This window comes from Streptomyces sp. NPDC044063 (assembly GCF_056434285.1).
Genome location: NZ_JBWKFM010000001.1, coordinates 443,553 through 459,816, shown reverse-complemented (window position 1 = coordinate 459,816; position 16,264 = coordinate 443,553). Strand labels below are relative to the sequence as shown.

Annotated in this window: 15 protein-coding genes; 11 read left to right on the top strand and 4 right to left on the bottom strand. The window is 71.2% G+C overall.

The features are described from left to right. Positions 1 to 265: 265 nt before the first annotated feature. The 3 genes from AC07BS_RS02050 to AC07BS_RS02040 form a co-directional block, all read right to left on the bottom strand. Positions 266 to 679: a hypothetical protein gene (locus AC07BS_RS02050; protein WP_478638504.1), complete on the bottom strand. Its 414-nt coding sequence runs from the start codon at positions 677 to 679 to the stop codon at positions 266 to 268. Positions 680 to 817: 138 nt separating this feature from the next. Further along, positions 818 to 1,309: a hypothetical protein gene (locus tag AC07BS_RS02045; protein ID WP_478929476.1), complete on the bottom strand. Its 492-nt coding sequence runs from the start codon at positions 1,307 to 1,309 to the stop codon at positions 818 to 820. A 164-nt stretch (positions 1,310 to 1,473) separates the two neighbouring features. Beyond that, entirely contained in the window at positions 1,474 to 2,184 is a 711-nt protein-coding gene (locus AC07BS_RS02040) for a Crp/Fnr family transcriptional regulator (protein ID WP_478638507.1), read from the bottom strand. A gap of 182 nt (positions 2,185 to 2,366) precedes the next feature. Here AC07BS_RS02040 and AC07BS_RS02035 point away from each other — a divergent pair, with 182 nt between their 5' ends. The 6 genes from AC07BS_RS02035 to AC07BS_RS02010 all read left to right on the top strand — a co-directional run bounded on the left by AC07BS_RS02035 (position 2,367) and on the right by AC07BS_RS02010 (position 7,995). Beyond that, positions 2,367 to 3,113: a hypothetical protein gene (locus tag AC07BS_RS02035; protein WP_478929474.1), complete on the top strand. Its 747-nt coding sequence runs from the start codon at positions 2,367 to 2,369 to the stop codon at positions 3,111 to 3,113. Between the two features lie 29 nt (positions 3,114 to 3,142). Further along, a complete protein-coding gene (locus AC07BS_RS02030; RefSeq protein WP_478929473.1) occupies positions 3,143 to 5,344 on the top strand; it encodes a hypothetical protein in 2,202 nt (733 codons plus the stop codon). Positions 5,345 to 5,352: 8 nt separating this feature from the next. After that, positions 5,353 to 5,898 carry a Pycsar system effector family protein gene (locus AC07BS_RS02025; RefSeq protein WP_478929471.1) on the top strand — a complete coding sequence of 182 codons (546 nt, stop codon included), beginning with the start codon at positions 5,353 to 5,355 and terminating at the stop codon, positions 5,896 to 5,898. Between the two features lie 193 nt (positions 5,899 to 6,091). Then, the gene (locus AC07BS_RS02020; protein WP_478929469.1) at positions 6,092 to 6,892 is read left to right on the top strand and encodes a GNAT family N-acetyltransferase; all 801 of its coding nucleotides are present in this window, start codon (positions 6,092 to 6,094) and stop codon (positions 6,890 to 6,892) included. Between the two features lie 45 nt (positions 6,893 to 6,937). Then, positions 6,938 to 7,162 carry a translation initiation factor IF-1 gene (gene infA / locus AC07BS_RS02015; protein ID WP_466729178.1) on the top strand — a complete coding sequence of 75 codons (225 nt, stop codon included), beginning with the start codon at positions 6,938 to 6,940 and terminating at the stop codon, positions 7,160 to 7,162. Between the two features lie 62 nt (positions 7,163 to 7,224). Continuing rightward, positions 7,225 to 7,995, top strand: coding sequence for an HAD hydrolase family protein (locus AC07BS_RS02010; protein ID WP_478929467.1), 771 nt, complete (start codon positions 7,225 to 7,227; stop codon positions 7,993 to 7,995). Between the two features lie 54 nt (positions 7,996 to 8,049). On the opposite strand, the gene AC07BS_RS02005 is transcribed toward AC07BS_RS02010, so the two are convergent. Beyond that, positions 8,050 to 8,385, bottom strand: a complete 336-nt coding sequence (locus AC07BS_RS02005) for a hypothetical protein (protein WP_478638520.1) — start codon at positions 8,383 to 8,385, stop codon at positions 8,050 to 8,052. Between the two features lie 943 nt (positions 8,386 to 9,328). On the opposite strand from AC07BS_RS02005, the gene AC07BS_RS02000 reads away from it, so the two are divergent. From AC07BS_RS02000 to AC07BS_RS01980, 5 genes are read left to right on the top strand one after another with little or no spacing between them, the layout of a single operon-like run. Next, positions 9,329 to 10,807 (top strand): sugar transferase, encoded by a 1,479-nt coding sequence (locus AC07BS_RS02000; RefSeq protein WP_478638521.1) that lies wholly within the window; start codon positions 9,329 to 9,331, stop codon positions 10,805 to 10,807. After that, positions 10,807 to 12,123 carry a nucleotide sugar dehydrogenase gene (locus AC07BS_RS01995; RefSeq protein WP_478929465.1) on the top strand — a complete coding sequence of 439 codons (1,317 nt, stop codon included), beginning with the start codon at positions 10,807 to 10,809 and terminating at the stop codon, positions 12,121 to 12,123. The genes AC07BS_RS02000 and AC07BS_RS01995 overlap by 1 nt, the downstream gene beginning before the upstream one ends. Then, positions 12,113 to 13,384, top strand: a complete 1,272-nt coding sequence (locus tag AC07BS_RS01990; protein WP_478929463.1) for a glycosyltransferase family 4 protein — start codon at positions 12,113 to 12,115, stop codon at positions 13,382 to 13,384. Before AC07BS_RS01995 ends, AC07BS_RS01990 begins: the two co-directional genes overlap by 11 nt. Further along, positions 13,374 to 14,738, top strand: coding sequence for a Wzz/FepE/Etk N-terminal domain-containing protein (locus AC07BS_RS01985; protein WP_478929461.1), 1,365 nt, complete (start codon positions 13,374 to 13,376; stop codon positions 14,736 to 14,738). The genes AC07BS_RS01990 and AC07BS_RS01985 overlap by 11 nt, the downstream gene beginning before the upstream one ends. Next, on the top strand, positions 14,735 to 16,264 hold the full coding sequence (locus AC07BS_RS01980; protein WP_478929459.1) for a Wzz/FepE/Etk N-terminal domain-containing protein: 1,530 nt from the start codon (positions 14,735 to 14,737) through the stop codon (positions 16,262 to 16,264). Before AC07BS_RS01985 ends, AC07BS_RS01980 begins: the two co-directional genes overlap by 4 nt.

Here is a 16,264-nt window from a genome sequence, read left to right as displayed (position 1 = left end):
CAAGACGGGCTCCGATCGGTACATCGCGCTCGTGCAAAGTGGTGATCGTCCGGTCCGGTCGGCAGGAAGCGACGCTGTGCCGATACAGGTCGCCGGAGTGAACGAGGCCCGTCCGACACCAGGGACATCACCGTACGAGCCGCTGCTTCCGCTCGGACCGTTCCGGGTGTTGTCCGCGGTTGCCAATGTTCACGGCAACCGGCGAGTCCGATCCGGTGCGGCCGCCGCTGCTCAACGCCAGGACGGGCCTCAGCGGCGGCGTCGCTCAGTACGTCAGGACGGGGCTGTCCTGGGTTTCGAAGTCGCCGGCGCCGTTCCAGTAAATGCGAACGAAGGCGACGTATTCATGACCGGAGGTGGGGTTCGACAGGGCGTTGCCGATGTGCTGGTAGCCGTTCTTGCACGAGACCGTCTGCCAGACGGGGAACTGCCGCGTGGTCTTGTCGAAGATACCCTGCTGCATTTGGCAGTTGGGGTTCACATTGCCAAAGTTCAGGTAGGCGTCGGAACCGATGGCACCGTCGCCGTGGTCGCTCACGCACACGTTCTTGTACGTCGGCCCGGCGCAACCGCCGCCGCTCGACGCGGAGGCAGTGCCCGCACCGGCCACGGCCGTCGCGGTGAGCACCGCCGTCGCCAGCGCCAGGGTCGCGCCGTGCTTGATTCCGGGTACACGCATGGAAATACTCCTTGACTCGAAAAGTGCTGTTGTCTCGGCCTGCTGACAGTGATGGGCCGGGCGGAGAGCACCTCCGCCCGGCTGACGTGCAGCGCCCTGTGCACTCCCGCGCGCACAGGCCACTCGTCATCGTGTGCTTCAGGAGCAGCGGCCGCCGGTGTTGGTGCTCCAGATCGGCTGCCCGCCGGGCCGGTAGATCACCAGGTTGCCGTCGTTCTGGACCTGGAGGTAGGCACCCGGGTTGCCGTCGGTGCCCGAAGCCCACAGGGCGCGGCCGCTGGAGTCGTAGACGACGAAGTTTCCGTCGCCCTGCATGGTCGCTCTGTAGCCGTTGGGCCAGGTGTTCGATGCCTGCCACAGCCCCTGGCTCCCGCAGTAGAGCACCAGGTTTCCGTCGTCCTGGAGGATGATCTTGGTGTTGCCCGCCTGCATGTAGCCGCCGCGGTAGAGCGACGACTGGCCGGGGAGGGAGAGGTCGTCGGTGCTCGGCGGGGCGACGGTCGCGCTGGTGACCGACGTGCCCGCCGAAGGCGCGGCGGAAGCGGTGGCGGCCGTGGTGGCGACCGTGGAACCCGCCAGGGCGAGTGCTGCCAGCGCGAGAACCGCGCGCTGCCTTCCGGTTCGCTTCATGGTGTCCTCCATCGTCTGCACAGGCAGGGCCTGCGGCTGTGACTGTGGCTGTGACTGCGACTGTGGTTCGGGGAGTTGCCCGCGCCGTTGGTGCGATGCCGTGGCGCCGGCGTGTTCACAGCCTGCCGGTGAGGGGACGGAGGCCACTACGACAAATGGCGCGTTCACGGACGGGACATGCGGGATGGTCCGTTGTGGTCGCCGTCGTCGTGTGCGGCGTCGGTGAGGGCGTCATACGACAGGACCGTGATCCCGCGGCGCCGGGTGGTCACGGCGCCGTCGGCGCGCAGCTGTTCCAGGGCGCGGGCGACCGAACGCAAGGAGGTGCCGAGGTGGTCGGCGAGTTCGGCCTGTGACAGCGGGATCGGGCGGACCGGGGAGGCCTCGGAGCCGACGGGGATGAGATCGAGCAGGAGCAGCGCCAGGCGCTGGTGGACGGTGTGGGCGGCGGCGTCCAGGCGCCGGTGGTCGGAGGTCCGCAGCCGGTCGGCGACGGTGCCCAGCAGGGCGAGGGCGGCGCCCGGGGTGTCCCGTAAGTAGCGCACGAAGTCGTCGGCGGGGATGGTCACCGCCCGTACGGCGTCGGCGGCGGTGACGCGGGCCAGGCGGGGGCGGCCGTCGATGGCGGCGAGTTCCCCGACGACGCTTCCGGGGCCGCGCAGGGCGAGCAGGATGCTGCGGCCGTTGTCGGCGCAGAGTGTGATCTTCAGGTAGCCCTCGTGGACGAGGAGGACGTGGCGGGAGGTGTCGTTCTCGTGGAGTAACACGTCGCCGGCCGCGTAGGTTCTGGCCGTGCCCATCGCGAGCAGTCGCCGACGGGCCTGCTCGTCGAGCCGGTCGATGTAGGCGTGGCGGTCGGTGAAGGTGTGCTCCATCTGTCCTCCGTGTGCAGTGCGGCTGGCGTGTGCAATGCGGCCGGCCGAACACGCCATCGGTCGTGGTTTTCACGGCCGCCGTCCGGCATCCTGAACCGAACACAAGTGCAGCACCGATCAGCCCGTTCCCATGGCCCGTACACACGGCCATGCGCGGCGGCTTTGCGTCACGGAGGTTGTTGATGATGGCCGTACCGGCCCGGCGGACCATGCTCCTGTTCGACATCGAGGACTCGCAGCGTCACCACGACGCCGGTCAGCAGGCGATCCGGCAGACCTTGTACGACGTCGTGAGCGCGCTCCTCGAGGAGTCGGGCGCCGATGAGGCCGCGTGCCGGACGGAGTACCGGGGTGACGGGCTGTTCGTCCTGGTGGACCCGGCCGTCCGGCTGCCCGCGCTGTTACGGCAGTTGCTCATCACCCTGCCCGAGGAGCTGGCCCACCGCCGGCAGAACCACGGCCACGGCGCCCCCGTGCGGCTGCGGACCGTGCTGCACCGGGGCACGGTCATCGAGGAGGAGAACGATGTGGTCGGCTCCACCCTGAACTCGGCCTTCCGCCTGCTCGACAGCGATCCGCTCAGGTCGGCCCTGCGTGGGGCCGGACCGGGGACCGACTTCGTCCTGTGCGTCTCGGAGAGCGTGTACGACGACGCGGTGTGGCCGGGGCACAAGGGCGTCGACCGGGAGGCGTTCCAGCAGGTGGTCGTCCCGGCCAAGAACGGCAGCCGGGTGCTGACCGGCTGGGTCTACGCACCGGACAGACGGGGGCAGGGGGGCGAGTCCTCCGGGTCCGGACCGGATGCGGCGGCTCGGCCCGCGCGGACGGCGGACCCGGCGGCGCCGGGCGACGCGGGCGTGTTCCACGTCAAGGGGGCCCAGGTCAGCGGCGGTCACGTCGACACCCTCACCAACAACTTCAACGGCTGAGGGCGCGAAGGCCACAGGAGATCACACGCATGGACCGACAGCAGGCCTCGGGGCGCCGTTCCCTGGCCCAGCGCAGACGACAGCGGGCGGCGGCCGGCCACCAGGACCTCTCGCAGAAGGTCAGGGGAGCCCAGGTCAGTGGTGGCCATGTCGGCACGCTGACCAACAACTTCCACGCGGCGGCGCAACACCACCACTACCACGGGCCCGCCGACACCACGCTGCCGCAGGCCGGCAGGGTGCCCCCGGAGCGGCTGGAGCAGCTGGAGCGCGTGTACGTACCCGGTCCGCAGCATGCCACGGCGCTCCAGCAGCTGATCGCGCAGCGTTACGTGGTGCTGCGCGGGCAGCCCGGTACCGGCCGCTCCACGGCCGCGGCCAGGATGCTCGCCGAGGTGGCCGGCTCCGACGTGTACCGCCTCGCGGAGACGACGGAACCGGAGAGGATTCCCGACCGGGAATCGAGGACGGGCGGCTTCATCCTGCCCGTCGCGTCGCACGGCCGCGTACTGAGCCGCGGCGCTCTGGAGACGACGGCCTCGCGGTTGCTCGAGAACGAGCAGTACCTCGTGCTCGTCGTCGACCACAACGTCCGCCTCGGCGGCGTGGAGCCGGTGGACTGGGAGCCCGCGCCGCCTTACGACGTGCTCGCCCGGCACCTCGAGTGCCTGCTCGGCGACGACGACTACCGATCCTTCGGCTCGGAGCTGATGGAGCTGGCGGCGACCGACCGTTTCCTCGCCTCCCCGCCGGTGCCGCGCGAATGCCCCGCGTACGCCCAGCTCCTGGTCGACTACCGGCGCGGCACGGTGTCGGAGGAGGAGCTGGAGAACTTCGACTCCGAGGCCGACCGGCGCCGGGTCTCGTCCGCCCTGGGCAACGCCGATGTCTCGCTGTGGGACAAGGCGTTCCTGGTCGCCCTGTCGCTCCTGGGCCCCGCGCCGTATCCGCTGCTGATCCAGTGCGGTGACCGGCTCGCGGAAGGGTTGTACGCCGTCGAGCAACCCGGCGCGGCCGTGGGCCGGCCGGTGTTCGACCCGGAGCGGATGAGCAGGCTGCTGGGGCTGGCGCACGCCTTCCTGGGCGAGTCCGACGGGACACGGTTCGACGGCGCCGAGCGGCCCGTCGTCCGCATGTACGACGAGGACGACCGCCTGCACGTGCTGGGGCAGGTGTGGTGGCAGCATCCCGAGACCCGTACTCCGTTGCTCGAATGGCTGGACGCGCTGGCGTACGACGACGAGGACAATCCCATCCCGCTGAGCCAGGTGGTGCCGGGGGAGGACGCCGTGGCGGAGGGAGCGATGCTCCTCGGCCTGGTGGACTTCCCCGGCGTCTTGGACGACCTGCTGACCGTATGGGCGATGTCCTCGGACGAGTCGGCCCGCCGGATCGCCGCCACGGCGATGAACTACCTGGCGGAGTACGACACGTCGGCCGACGACGTGCACGACGCGCTCGCCGGCTGGAGCAGCGGCCCGGAACCGGAACTGTGCTGGGCCGCGGTGCACGCCTACAGCAGCCGCACCGACACGCTCGGCGCCCGCACGCCGGCCGAGGCTCTGACCGTCGTCGAGAACGCGCTGCGAGCGACCATGCCGGACGACGCGGCCGAGGACGAGAACGAGGACGAGCCCGAAGGCGCGGACGAGGGTGACGGCCAGGGCGAGGGCCAGGACGACGGCGAGGCCCAGGGCGACGAGTCGGATGTGCTCGGCGAGTGCGGCGACGCCCTGTGGTGGATCGCCGAGGTGGGCGACGCCCCCGCCATCCGGACGGTGACCGAGCACCTGCACTCGTGGGTGTTCGGCAGCGGCGAAGCCGGCGAGCGGAGCGAGGAGGACCAGGCACGGTGGCGACGCCTGGGCCTCACGCTCTTCCTGCGCGTCAACCACACCGCCGACGCCGACGAGGACACGCTCATGGGCGTCTCCCTGCTCGCCCTGCTGGCCGACGACCGGCCCGGCGTACCGCGGCGGACCCGCGACCAGGTCCGCGAGCTGTGGGCCGAAGTGCTCGGCGCCCCTGACAGTGCCGACGACGTCCGGGAGTTGCTGGACACCTGGCTGGCCTGCGCCCGGACGCACAAGCCCTCTCGCCAGTACCTGGCCGAGCGGCTGCTGCCCGAGCTGACCGCCGATCACGACGGCAGCGAACGGCTGCGCCTCCTCATACAGGAGAGCGCCGCCGCATCGGGCCGACCCGACGACGCCCGTCTCCTCACACCATAGGAAGCGCCATGACGGCAGTCCTCCCTCCGGCAACTCCGCCCTCACCGCCCTCTCCGCCGGCCGGCATCACCACCGACCTCGCACTCCGGCTCCTGGCGGAGAGCCGGAGGGAGATCGGCCAGGCCGACACCAAGGCGGCCACCCTCCTCACCGTGGCGGCCGCGGCCGTCGGCATCACCGTCACCGTCCTCGCCGGCCGCCCTTGGCGCCCCGTCGTGCTGTCCGCCCCCGCCCAATCGCTGTGGTGGACCGGTTGCATCGTCTGGACCGCCGCCGTGATCCTCCTGCTCGCCGCCATCACCCCCCGCCGCCTGCGCAGCCCCTGGCGGCGGGGACACCCGCTCGCCTACTTCGCGGACATCCCCCGGGCACCCGACGCCCGCGCGCTGCGCCAAGCGCTCGCCGACACCGCCCGGGACCCCCTCACCCCTCTGATCGGCGAACTCGTCGCCGTCGCCCACATCGCCACCGCCAAGCACCGCTGCGTCCACGCGGGCGCGTTGTGCCAGATGACCGCGATCCTGCTCATCGCCACGGCTCTGATGGCCGGGTGAACCACCGGAGATAAATGGGTTGGGGCGACCGGCCCCCGCCTGATACCGTCCGGTCAGCCGTGCAAGAGAACGAGGAGGTGAGACCCATGAAGGCTGTATCCATGTGGGTGCTCCCCCTTTTCGTCACGGTGGGCGATTGACGTAGGTGTCGCCGGGAGCGCCTCAGAGAAGGCACTCCTGAGAGGCAACACCAATGAATTCTTCGCATTCCCCTTCGTACGCGGGCAACCACGCCGCCGTGGTCACGCGGGTTTCCGACACGCAGTGGCACGCTGTCGAGGACGACCGGGTGATCGGTTGCGGCGACGCTTCGCGTCGGCCCGACGGGCGGCTCTTCGTCAGCGTCGACGCATGGCACGACGCGGTCTTCGACCGCATCGTCGGCGCGATGCTGGCGGACCTGCCGACGCCGCCGCTGTACACCGTCGTCGACGAAACCGACCACGACGCGAGGTCCGCCTGGGAGCGGGCCGGGTTCACCACCGCACGCCGCGAGTGGGGCTATCTCCTATCCACCGATCCGCAGGTCACCGGCCTCGGCTCGGCGCAGGCCCCGTCGGGCGTGACGATCGTGCCCGCCGGTGACGCGGTCCAGGGCCCGCTGCGGGCCCTGGACCGCGTCATCCGCGACGAGGTCGAGGCCTCCGTCGGCTGGCGCACGATGCCGGCCGAGGTGCTGCCCCGCCCGGCGGGGGACACCGTGGTCGACCCGTCGAAGTACGCGGTGGCGCGGCAGGCCGACCGGTACGTCGGACTGATCCGGGTGGCGGCGCTGCCCCAGCGGCCGCGGATCGGGCTGATCGCCGTCCGGGCCGACAGCCACCGCCGCGGCATCGCCCGGGCGCTGCTGGCCCACACGCTGGGTTCGCTGCACCGCTCCGGGACCGCCACGGCATGGGCCGAGGTGGACGAATCCAACGCGGCGGCCACTGCCCTGTTCGAAGGAATCGGCGCCCGGCGCGCCGCCAGCACCTTGGAACTCGTACGCCACTGACACCGCGCCATCCGCACGGTCACAGAACGAAAGAAGTGAGAGAGCATGACGAAATCAGCAGGGGGCATCGACGTCGAGGGCACTGTCGTCGAGTGCCTTCGCAATGCCACCTTCAAGGTTGAACTGGAGAACGGGCACACGGTGCTCGCCCACATCAGCGGGAAGATCCGGAAGAACTACATCAAGATCCTCCCCTACGACCGGGTGCTCGTGGAGCTGAGCCCCTACGACCTCACCCGCGGCCGGATCCGGTACCGGTACCGGTCGTAGCGGAAGGAGCCGCCCCGGCGGCCGCCAGATCGTGCGTGGTGTCGGCTCGCTACGATCTCATCGTGATCATTTCCACCGCCCGCACCACGGTCTTCGACATCGACGGCACGCTCTGCTTCGATGGAAGGACGATCGACAGCCGGATCCTCGAGGCCATCGAAGGCTGTGAACGCGCCGGCCACCAGTTGGTCTTCGCCTCCGCCCGGCCGGTCCGCGACCTCCTGCCCGTTCTCGACGGGGCCTTCCCCACCGCCACGCTGATCGGCGGAAACGGCAGCCTCGTCTCCGTCGGTGGCGAGGTCCGGGCACGAGCCGCGTTCGAGGCCGGTGACCTCGGCAAGCTGCTGGTCGAGGCCGATCGGTTCCGGGCGGGCTACCTTGCCGACGGCCCATGGGACTATGCCTACACCGGGCCGGCCGACCATCCGATTCTCGGCCGCGTCGATCAAGGCCGCCTCGCCCGCCGGGTCGACCTCGCCGACCTTCCCGCCGTCGTGAAGTTCCTCGTGGTCGACGCGACCGACATGGCAGCCCTGGCCGAAGCCGGCCGCGTCCTCGGGATGACCGTCAACCACCACCTCGACGAAGCGATCATCGACTTCGCCCCTGGTACGACGAACAAGTGGGAAGCCCTGGCCTCGCTGGGCATCGACCAGTACAACGCCTTTGGCAACGACATCAACGACCTCGACCTGCTGCGCAATGCGCGGCACTCGGTCCGGGTCGGGGCCCACCCCGGTCTGGACGGCGTCGCCCGTGCCACAGTGGCCCCCGAACCGGGCACCGTCGCCGCCGAGATCTCCAGGCTTGCCGCAGCGACGGCCTCGGTCTGACCCCGTAAAAGTGCCCGCCCGGCGAGAGGCGGGCACTGTCGTCACACCGTGGCGTCAGGGCTTGCGGTACTCGCCCTTGGCGGAAACGGCCTCGAAGCTGCACTCCTCGCTGATCGTGGTGGAGCCGCGGGCACTCAGCGACTCCCACGCCGTGGTGTGCCGCACGACCTGCCCCAGCACCCGGCAGGAGTAGGCCATGCGGACCTGGCTGGCGGACCCCTTGCCCTTGCAGGTGACCCATACGGCGGTGTTGGCCCGGTGGCCCTGACAGCTCGGCGGGGTCCAGGCCTTCTCCGTACCGCTCGTGCCGGCTTGCGCGGCGGGGGCGAGGGTGAACCCCGCCGCACCGAGGGCGAGGGCGGCGACGGCGGTGGCTACGTGTCTGAACACGACGGCTCCTCATGTGTCGAGTGGAAGGTGAGCCTCGGCCCCCGACCGTTCCTGGGGCGGCCCGGGACGAGCTTGTGAGCATGGGCGAAACCGGGTCAATGACGTGCTCCGTCCCGGACACGGAAAACCGTGTCCGGCCTGGTGTCCGGGCCTTGTCCGGGCAGCTTGGCCGGTTCGCGGATTGCTGCCCCGGGCCACCACCGGAACCATTCCGGCTGCGCAGAGCACGCGATGCGGGCGAATTGCACTGATTCAGGCGGCGTCGGGACGGCCGGCGGAGCCATCGACGCACTCGGCGAAGCCGTCGGAATGCCGGCCGATGACGGACCGGGCGCTCTCGAGTAGGCGGATCCCGGTCGGATCAGCGTCCGGCGTCCACCCCTCGTACACCTCGGGGTCACCGGTGCCGGCAGCCCGGAGAGCTCCCGTCGTCACAGGTCACACGGCACGTCTTCGTCGTCAAGGCGTTCGCGAGTGGTCACCGATCGATCGATCCGGCTTCAAAGCTTGAGCACAAGTTGCACACGCCCCCTCTTCATACGAGCCCCGATGGTCTAGATTGACCGTGCTTCACATGGTGGACACGGGGCGACAAATAGTGATCCATGGGTTCGGTGCTGCGCACAGCCGGCAGTCGTGTGACCGGCGCCGTAACGTGGGGATGATCATTCTTTGGCGCCCGAGGGGGGCCTTGGGTGCGGGGAACTCCCGAGGTTTCGACGGTTCCCGCGCACCTCGGGAATCCGGCAGGACATGGCAGGACGTGCGGGCCCGCTGCCGCCTGTGTGAGGTGTTGAGGTAGCGCTGCGACAGCCAGGATGTTGTTCGCGGGGGGCGGGGGCCTCCCGGGGGGAGAACAGTGCGGCGCGGGGGGCGGGGGTTGCCTCCCGGGGAGAAACAGTGTGAGGCGAGCACGTCGAACCACTGGTGATCTGGGGGTCCTGTGCAGCAGGGGGAATTAGTCAGCCCGTTGCCGTCGGCGCGAAGACGTCCGGCGAACGGGGAAATCAGACGGCCCACGATCGACTGGGAACAGCGCTACCGCCGCGCCGTGATGACCAGCGATACCGTGGCCACCGCCTTCGTGGTCGCGGCGATCGGCGGTTTCTTCGGGGTCCGCGACGCTGCCAACTGGCATGAGAAATGGGGAATTCTCGCCTTCGGCACCGAGCTGCTGGTGCTGGGGGCGCTCGCGGTGAGCCGGGCGTGGGCGCCGGCCGTTCTCGGCCAGGGCGCCGAGGAATTCCGCCGGCTCGGACGCTCACTGTTCACGGCGGCCGTCGTGCTGGCGCTCGGCGGGATCGCCCTCACCTCGCGCAACATCAAGCTCTGGATCTTCGTCGCGATCCCGGCGATCGCGCTCGTCACCATGACCGAGCGGTATCTGCTGCGTCTCGGGCTGCACAAACAGCGGAAGGAAGGGCGGTGTCTGCGCCCGGTGCTCGCTGCCGGCAGCCCGGCCACCGTGCGTGATCTGATCACGCGGACCCGCAAGTTCCCGCACATCGGCTGGCGGGTGGAGGCGGTGTGCACGCCCGAGGGCCCCGTGCTCGACGATGACCGACTGGACGGGGTGCCGGTCGTCGGCCGGCTGACGGACGTCGCCGATCACGTCCTGCTCGACGGCTACCGTGTCGTCGCGGTCACACCGGACCCGCACTGGTCCCCGGACCGGTTGCAGCGCCTGGCGTGGAACCTCGAGGGCAGCGAGGCCGAGATGGTCGTGGCCCCGGTGCTGATGGAGGTGGCCGGCCCGCGGCTGCACGTCGACGCGGTGCTCGGGATCCCGCTGCTACGGGTCAGCATGCCGACCTTCACCGGGGCTCCCCGGGCGGTCAAGGCGGTCGTCGACCGGATGGGCGCGGCGGTCCTGCTGGTGCTGTTCGCGCCGCTGATGGTGCTCGTCGGGCTGCTCGTGCTGGTGGACAGCCGGGGCGGGGTGTTGTACCGCCAGCGCAGGGTCGGCAAGGACGGCCGGGAGTTCATCATCTTCAAGTTCCGCACCATGGTCGCCGGGGCCGACAGGGCGCGTGCCGAGCTGGCCGATCTCAACGAGGGCGCCGGCCCGCTGTTCAAGGTCCGCCGCGATCCGCGGCTGACCCGGGTGGGAGCGGTGCTGCGCCGGTATTCGATCGACGAGCTCCCGCAGCTCTTCAACGTGCTCACCGGCTCGATGTCGCTCGTCGGTCCGCGGCCTCCGTTGCCGGAGGAGTGCGCGTCGTACGCGCCGGACATCCGGCGGCGGCTGCTGGTCAAGCCCGGGCTCACCGGTCTGTGGCAGATCAGCGGGCGCAGCGACCTGCCGTGGGAGGAGGCGGTCCGGCTGGACCTGCGGTACGTGGAGGACTGGTCGCTCGCCCTTGATTCGGTGATTTTGTGGAAGACGCTGCGTGCGGTGCTCCAAGGGCAGGGGGCCTACTGATGAGGATAAGCGTATTGGGGCTCGGCTACGTGGGCTGCGTGTCGGCCGCGTGCCTGGCCGGCATGGGGCACGAGGTCATCGGGGTGGACGTGAACCAGGCGAAGGTCGATCTGGTCAACGACGGCAAGGCCCCGGTGGTCGAGGAGCGGATCGGCGAGCTCGTCGCCGAGGCCGTGCGGAGTGGGGCGTTGCGGGCCACCAACGACGTCCATGAGGCGATCATGGGCAGCGAGGTGTCGCTGGTCTGTGTGGGCACGCCGTCGGAGCCCAACGGCAGCCTGTGCACTACGTACTTGGAGCGGGTCACCGAGCAGATCGGTGCCGCGGTGGCCGAGCGGGGTGGGCGGCACACCGTCGTGTTCCGCAGCACCATGCTCCCGGGCACCTGCCTGAACCTGCTGGTGCCGATCCTGGAGAAGCACATCGGCGGCACGGCCGGGGTGGACTTCGGGGTCGCGGTCAACCCGGAGTTCCTGCGCGAGGGCACGAGCGTGCGGGACTTCTTCGACCCGCCCAAGACCGTCATCGGCGAGCTCGACCCGGCGAGCGGCGATGTGGTGGCGTCGCTGTACGAGGGCTTGCCCGGCGAGGTGTTCCGGGTGCCCGTCCCGACGGCCGAGGCGATCAAGTACGCGGACAACGCGTTCCACGGCCTCAAGATCGGCTTCGCGAACGAACTGGGCGCGGTGTGCCAGGCGCTGGGGGTGGACCCCCACCAGGTGATGGACGTGTTCCTGGCCGACCGCAAGCTGAACATCAGCCCCGCCTATCTGCGGCCCGGCTTCGCCTTCGGTGGCTCCTGCCTGCCCAAGGACCTGCGCAGTCTGGTGTACGCGGCGCGGCGGGCCGACGTCTCGGTGCCCATCCTCTCCCATGTGCTGCCCTCCAACTCCGACCATCTGCAGCGGGCGGTGGAGCTGGTCGAGCGCACCGGCAAGCGCCGGGCGGGCCTTTTCGGGTTGTCCTTCAAGCCCGGCACCGACGACCTGCGCGAGAGCCCGCTCGTCGAGCTGGCGGAGAGACTCATCGGCAAGGGGTACGACCTGCGGATCTACGACGCCAACGTGAACCTGTCCCGGCTGCTCGGCGCGAACCGCGAGTACATCGAGACCCGGCTGCCGCACATCGCGCAGCTGCTCGTGGACTCCGTCGGCGAGGTGCTCGACCACGCCGAGGTGTGCCTGGTCGGGACCAGGGACCCCGCTGTGCTGGAAGCGCTCCCCCATGGCGACGGCCCGGTGCTCATCGACCTCGTCCGCCTTCCCGACGCCGAGGCGCGCCGGACCGAGCCGGGGTACGTGGGCCTTGTCTGGTGACGCGACGAGCGGCGGCCGGCGGGGCCGGCGCGCGCTGATTCTGGTGGAGAACCTGTCGGTGCCGTTCGACCGGCGGGTCTGGCAGGAGTGCACGACCTTGCGCGACGCGGGCTGGGAGGTGCACGTCATCTGTCCCCGGGGGCGTACGCGGGACACGGAGGCGGAGGCGGTGATCGACGGGGTGCGGATCCACCGCTACCCGTTGCGCGCGGCCACCGGAGGTCCGGCCGGCTATCTGCGGGAGTACGGATCGGCGTTGTGGCATACGGCCCGGCTGGCCCGCAAGGTCGGACCGGTCCACGTGGTCCACGCCTGCAATCCGCCCGACCTGCTGTTCCTGCCGGCGCTGTGGCTGAAGCGGCGCGGCGCGCGGTTCGTCTTCGACCAGCACGACCTGGTGCCCGAGCTGTATCTCTCCCGGTTCGACCGCGGCCAGGATCTGCTCTACCGGGCCGTGTGCGCGCTGGAGCGGCTGACCTACCGGACCGCGGACGTCGTGCTCGCGACGAACGAGAGCTACCGGGACGTCGCGGTGCGCCGTGGCGGCCGGCGGCCGGATGACGTCTTCGTGGTGCGCAGCGCGCCCCAGACCGACCGGTTCCAACCGGTGCCGGCCGAGCCGGAGCTGAAGCGCGGCAAGCCTCATCTGCTGTGCTACCTCGGCGTCATGGGCCCTCAGGACGGCGTCGACTACGCCTTGCGGGCCCTCGCCACGCTGCGCGACGAGCTCGGGCGGACCGACTGGCACGCGGTGTTCGTCGGCGCCGGGGACGCCTTCGACGCGATGGTGGAGCTGTCCGGGCGGCTCGGGCTCTCCGAGCAGGTGGAGTTCACCGGGCGCGTTCCGGACGCCGATCTGGTGCGCTACCTGTCCACGGCGGACGTGTGCCTCTCCCCCGACCCGCGTAATCCGCTCAACGACGTGTCGACCATGAACAAGGTCCTGGAGTACATGGCGATGGGCCGGCCGATCGTCTCGTTCGATCTCCGGGAGGCGCGCGTCTCCGCCGGTGACGCGGCCGTCTACGCGCCCGCCAATGACGAGGCGGAATTCGCCGGGCTCATCGCGCGGTTGCTGGACGATCCGGAGCAGCGGGCCCGGATGGGCAAGATCGGCCAGGAGCGGATCGGCGGTCAGCTCTCCTGGCGGCATTCGCAGGCGTCGCTGCTCGCCGCCTACGAGGCCGCTTGCCGTGGCCGCGCTCCGGTGTCGGCGGATGATGCGGTCCGGGCAGGAAGAGGCCGCACAGTTGAGCGATGAAACGATACGCCTGGCTACGATCGGGCGGATCCTCCGTCGGCGCCGGCGGTTCCTCGCCGTCCTCGCCGTGGTGGGCGCGCTCGTCGGCTTCGGCGTCTCGGTGCTGTTCCCGCCCCGGTACACGGCGTCGGCATCGGTCCTGCTACCGGGGCAGTGGGATGATCGCGGGCTGCTGACCCAGGCGGAGATCGCGACCAGTTCGGCGGTGGTCGACCGCACGGCCGCCGCGCTCGGCGGGAAGGGTGGTGGCGGCGAGCTGCGGGATCGGGTGAGCGCCAAGGTCGCCGACGGGAACATCATCAAGGTCTCGGGTACGGCCGACACTCCGGAGCAGGCGCAGCGGCTGTCCGACCAGTTGGCCCGGCAGTTCGTCTCCTTCGCCGCGCGGATCGCGGGCGACACCAGCGACCCCGACGCGGCGACGGGGCCCGAGGCACTGCGCAAGAAGGTGGAGCAGACCACCCGTCGCATCGCCGATCTGGCCAACGCCGCCGATCCGGGGCGGACCGTGGAGAGCGTGCAGGCCCGCACCGAACTCGAGAAGCTGCGCACCGCGCTGCTGGAGGCCATGAAGAAGCTGGACCAGGCCGACCCGGCGGCCAAGAAGGCCGGCCCGGTCGTCATGGGTCCGGCGGCCCGGCCGACCGGCGAGGCCCCGCCGACCAGGACGCAGCTCATCGCCGGCGGGGCGCTGCTGTCCTTCCTGCTCGCGGTCATCGGCCATCTCGCCGCCGCACGGGGAGATCGCCGGCTCCGCACGGAAGCGGAGATCGCCGCGGCACTGGGCTCGGTGCCGCTGGGTACCGTCGACGTACTGGCTGAGCGGCCCGCGCACCGGCCGAAGGGCCGTGACCCACGGGGCCGGATCCGCCGGCTGCTGGGCGTCGACACCCCATGGGACGTACCGGCCCCGCGGATGTCCGGCGACGAGGCCGGCAGGCGGATCCGCTACCGGCGGGTGTGCGATCGCCTCCGGGACCGGCTCCCGGCCCCCCGGCGGCTGCTGGTCGTCGTACCGGACGGCGACGAGATCGCCCACCGGGCGGCCGAGCGGCTCGTCGCCGAGGCCGAGAGCGGCCCGCTGCTGCGGGTGGTGGGGGTGCCGGTGGACCGGCCGATGGTGCCGGACCGCGACACCGAGTCCGGTGCCCTGGTCGTGCTCAGCGCGGGCAGCTGGACCGCTGAGGAGCTCGTCGGCATCGCCGGGGCGTGTACGGACGCGGGGCACGAGGTCGTCGGCGTCGTCGTCGCCGGCACGGTCCGGGCCCGTCCGGCGCGGTCCGCCGACCGTCCCGCGGACGACGCCCCTTCGGAGCTCGCGGTTCGCGGCCACGCGAGGGGAGGTTCCGCGTGACGACGAGCACGACGTCGGAGTCGTCGGCCGCCGCTCCGCTGCTCGACCTCCAGGCACTGGTGGTGGCGGTGCGCAGACGCCGACGCCTGTGGTACTCCCTGGGGCTGCTGGGGCTGCTGATCGGCGCGGTCGTGGCGGTCCTGCTGCCGCCGCCACCGACCGCGGTGACCAAGGTGCTGGTCGCGCATCAGGAGGACCAGCCGAACGACACGGGAACACTGATCCGCACCGACGTCGAAGTGCTGGGGACCTCGCGGGTCGCCGAGAAGGCCCTGCAGTCCCTCAAGTCCCGGGAGAAGCCGGAAGACTTCATGCGGGCCTACCGGGGTACCGGCCTGACCAACAACCTGCTGCGGATCGATGTGACGGGCGACAGCGACGCGCAAGCGGTGGCCCGGGCCAAGGCGCTGGCCGACGCGTTCATCGCCGGCCATGTGGGACGGATGCGGGAGGCCGCGAAGGCCGAGGCCCAGGCCCTGCTCGACCAGCGTGACCGCATGCGGGCCGAGCTCGACCAGGTCAACAAGGCGATCGGGGACCGATCACCGGGGAGCGACCAGAAGGGGTCGGCGAGCAACGAGTCGCTCTTCTCCCGCCGGGCCGAGCTCACCTCGCGGATCACCGATTTCGACCAACGCGCCGCGCAGGCGCGCACCGGCACGCCCAGGATCGTCTCCGGCACCCAGATCGTGGACGCCCCGCACGCGGTGCACCACTCCCTGCCCAGGACCGCTGCCACGAACGCCGCGATCGGGCTCGTCCTCGGGCTCGTCCTCGGACTCGCCCTGGCCGCGGTCGGCACGGTGGTGGCGGACCGGCCCGTGCTGCGCCGGGAGATCGCGGCGAACCTGGGCGCCTCGGTCATCGCGGAGCTGCGCGGCGCGCCCCGCCTGCCGACCGCGCCGTGGCAGCGCCGACGGGCCCGGACGGCACGCGAACGGCTCACCACGACCCTGGCCCGCGCCGTGCGCGGCTCCACGGAGCCGGTGTCGCTGCTGGAACTGGGCTGTGCGCGCGACATGAGCGCGATCGCCCTGGACCTCGCCGAGGCGCTGGCACCGGACGGCCCCGTGGTGATCGTCGACGATCTGCCCGGCCCGCGGCTCGCCGACCACACCCGCACACCCGACGGCACGACCGTGGTCGGCGGCGAGCGGGCGGCGGAGGTGTCGCACGAGGGGCGCCGGTTCGGCGTCGGCTCGGTCGCGCCCGGCACGGCGTGGACCGACCTCCCGTACCTCGGTGGCCGGACCGTGCTCGTCGTGCGGGCCGGGCACGGCGGCACCGCATGGCTGCACACCGTGGCGCGGCAGCTCGCGGACCTGAGCATCGCGGTGATCGGAGTGGTGCTGATCGACCCCGATCCGCGCGACCGGACCGACGGCACGCTGTGGGACGGTCCGCACACCGCGCCACGCGGCCACGACCAGCGGCCGGCCCGGCCGAAGGGGACGGACCGGCGGCGCACGGAGCAGCCGCCGATGTGGGCCGCACGGGTCCCGGACAGCGACCAGGAGGCGCGGTAG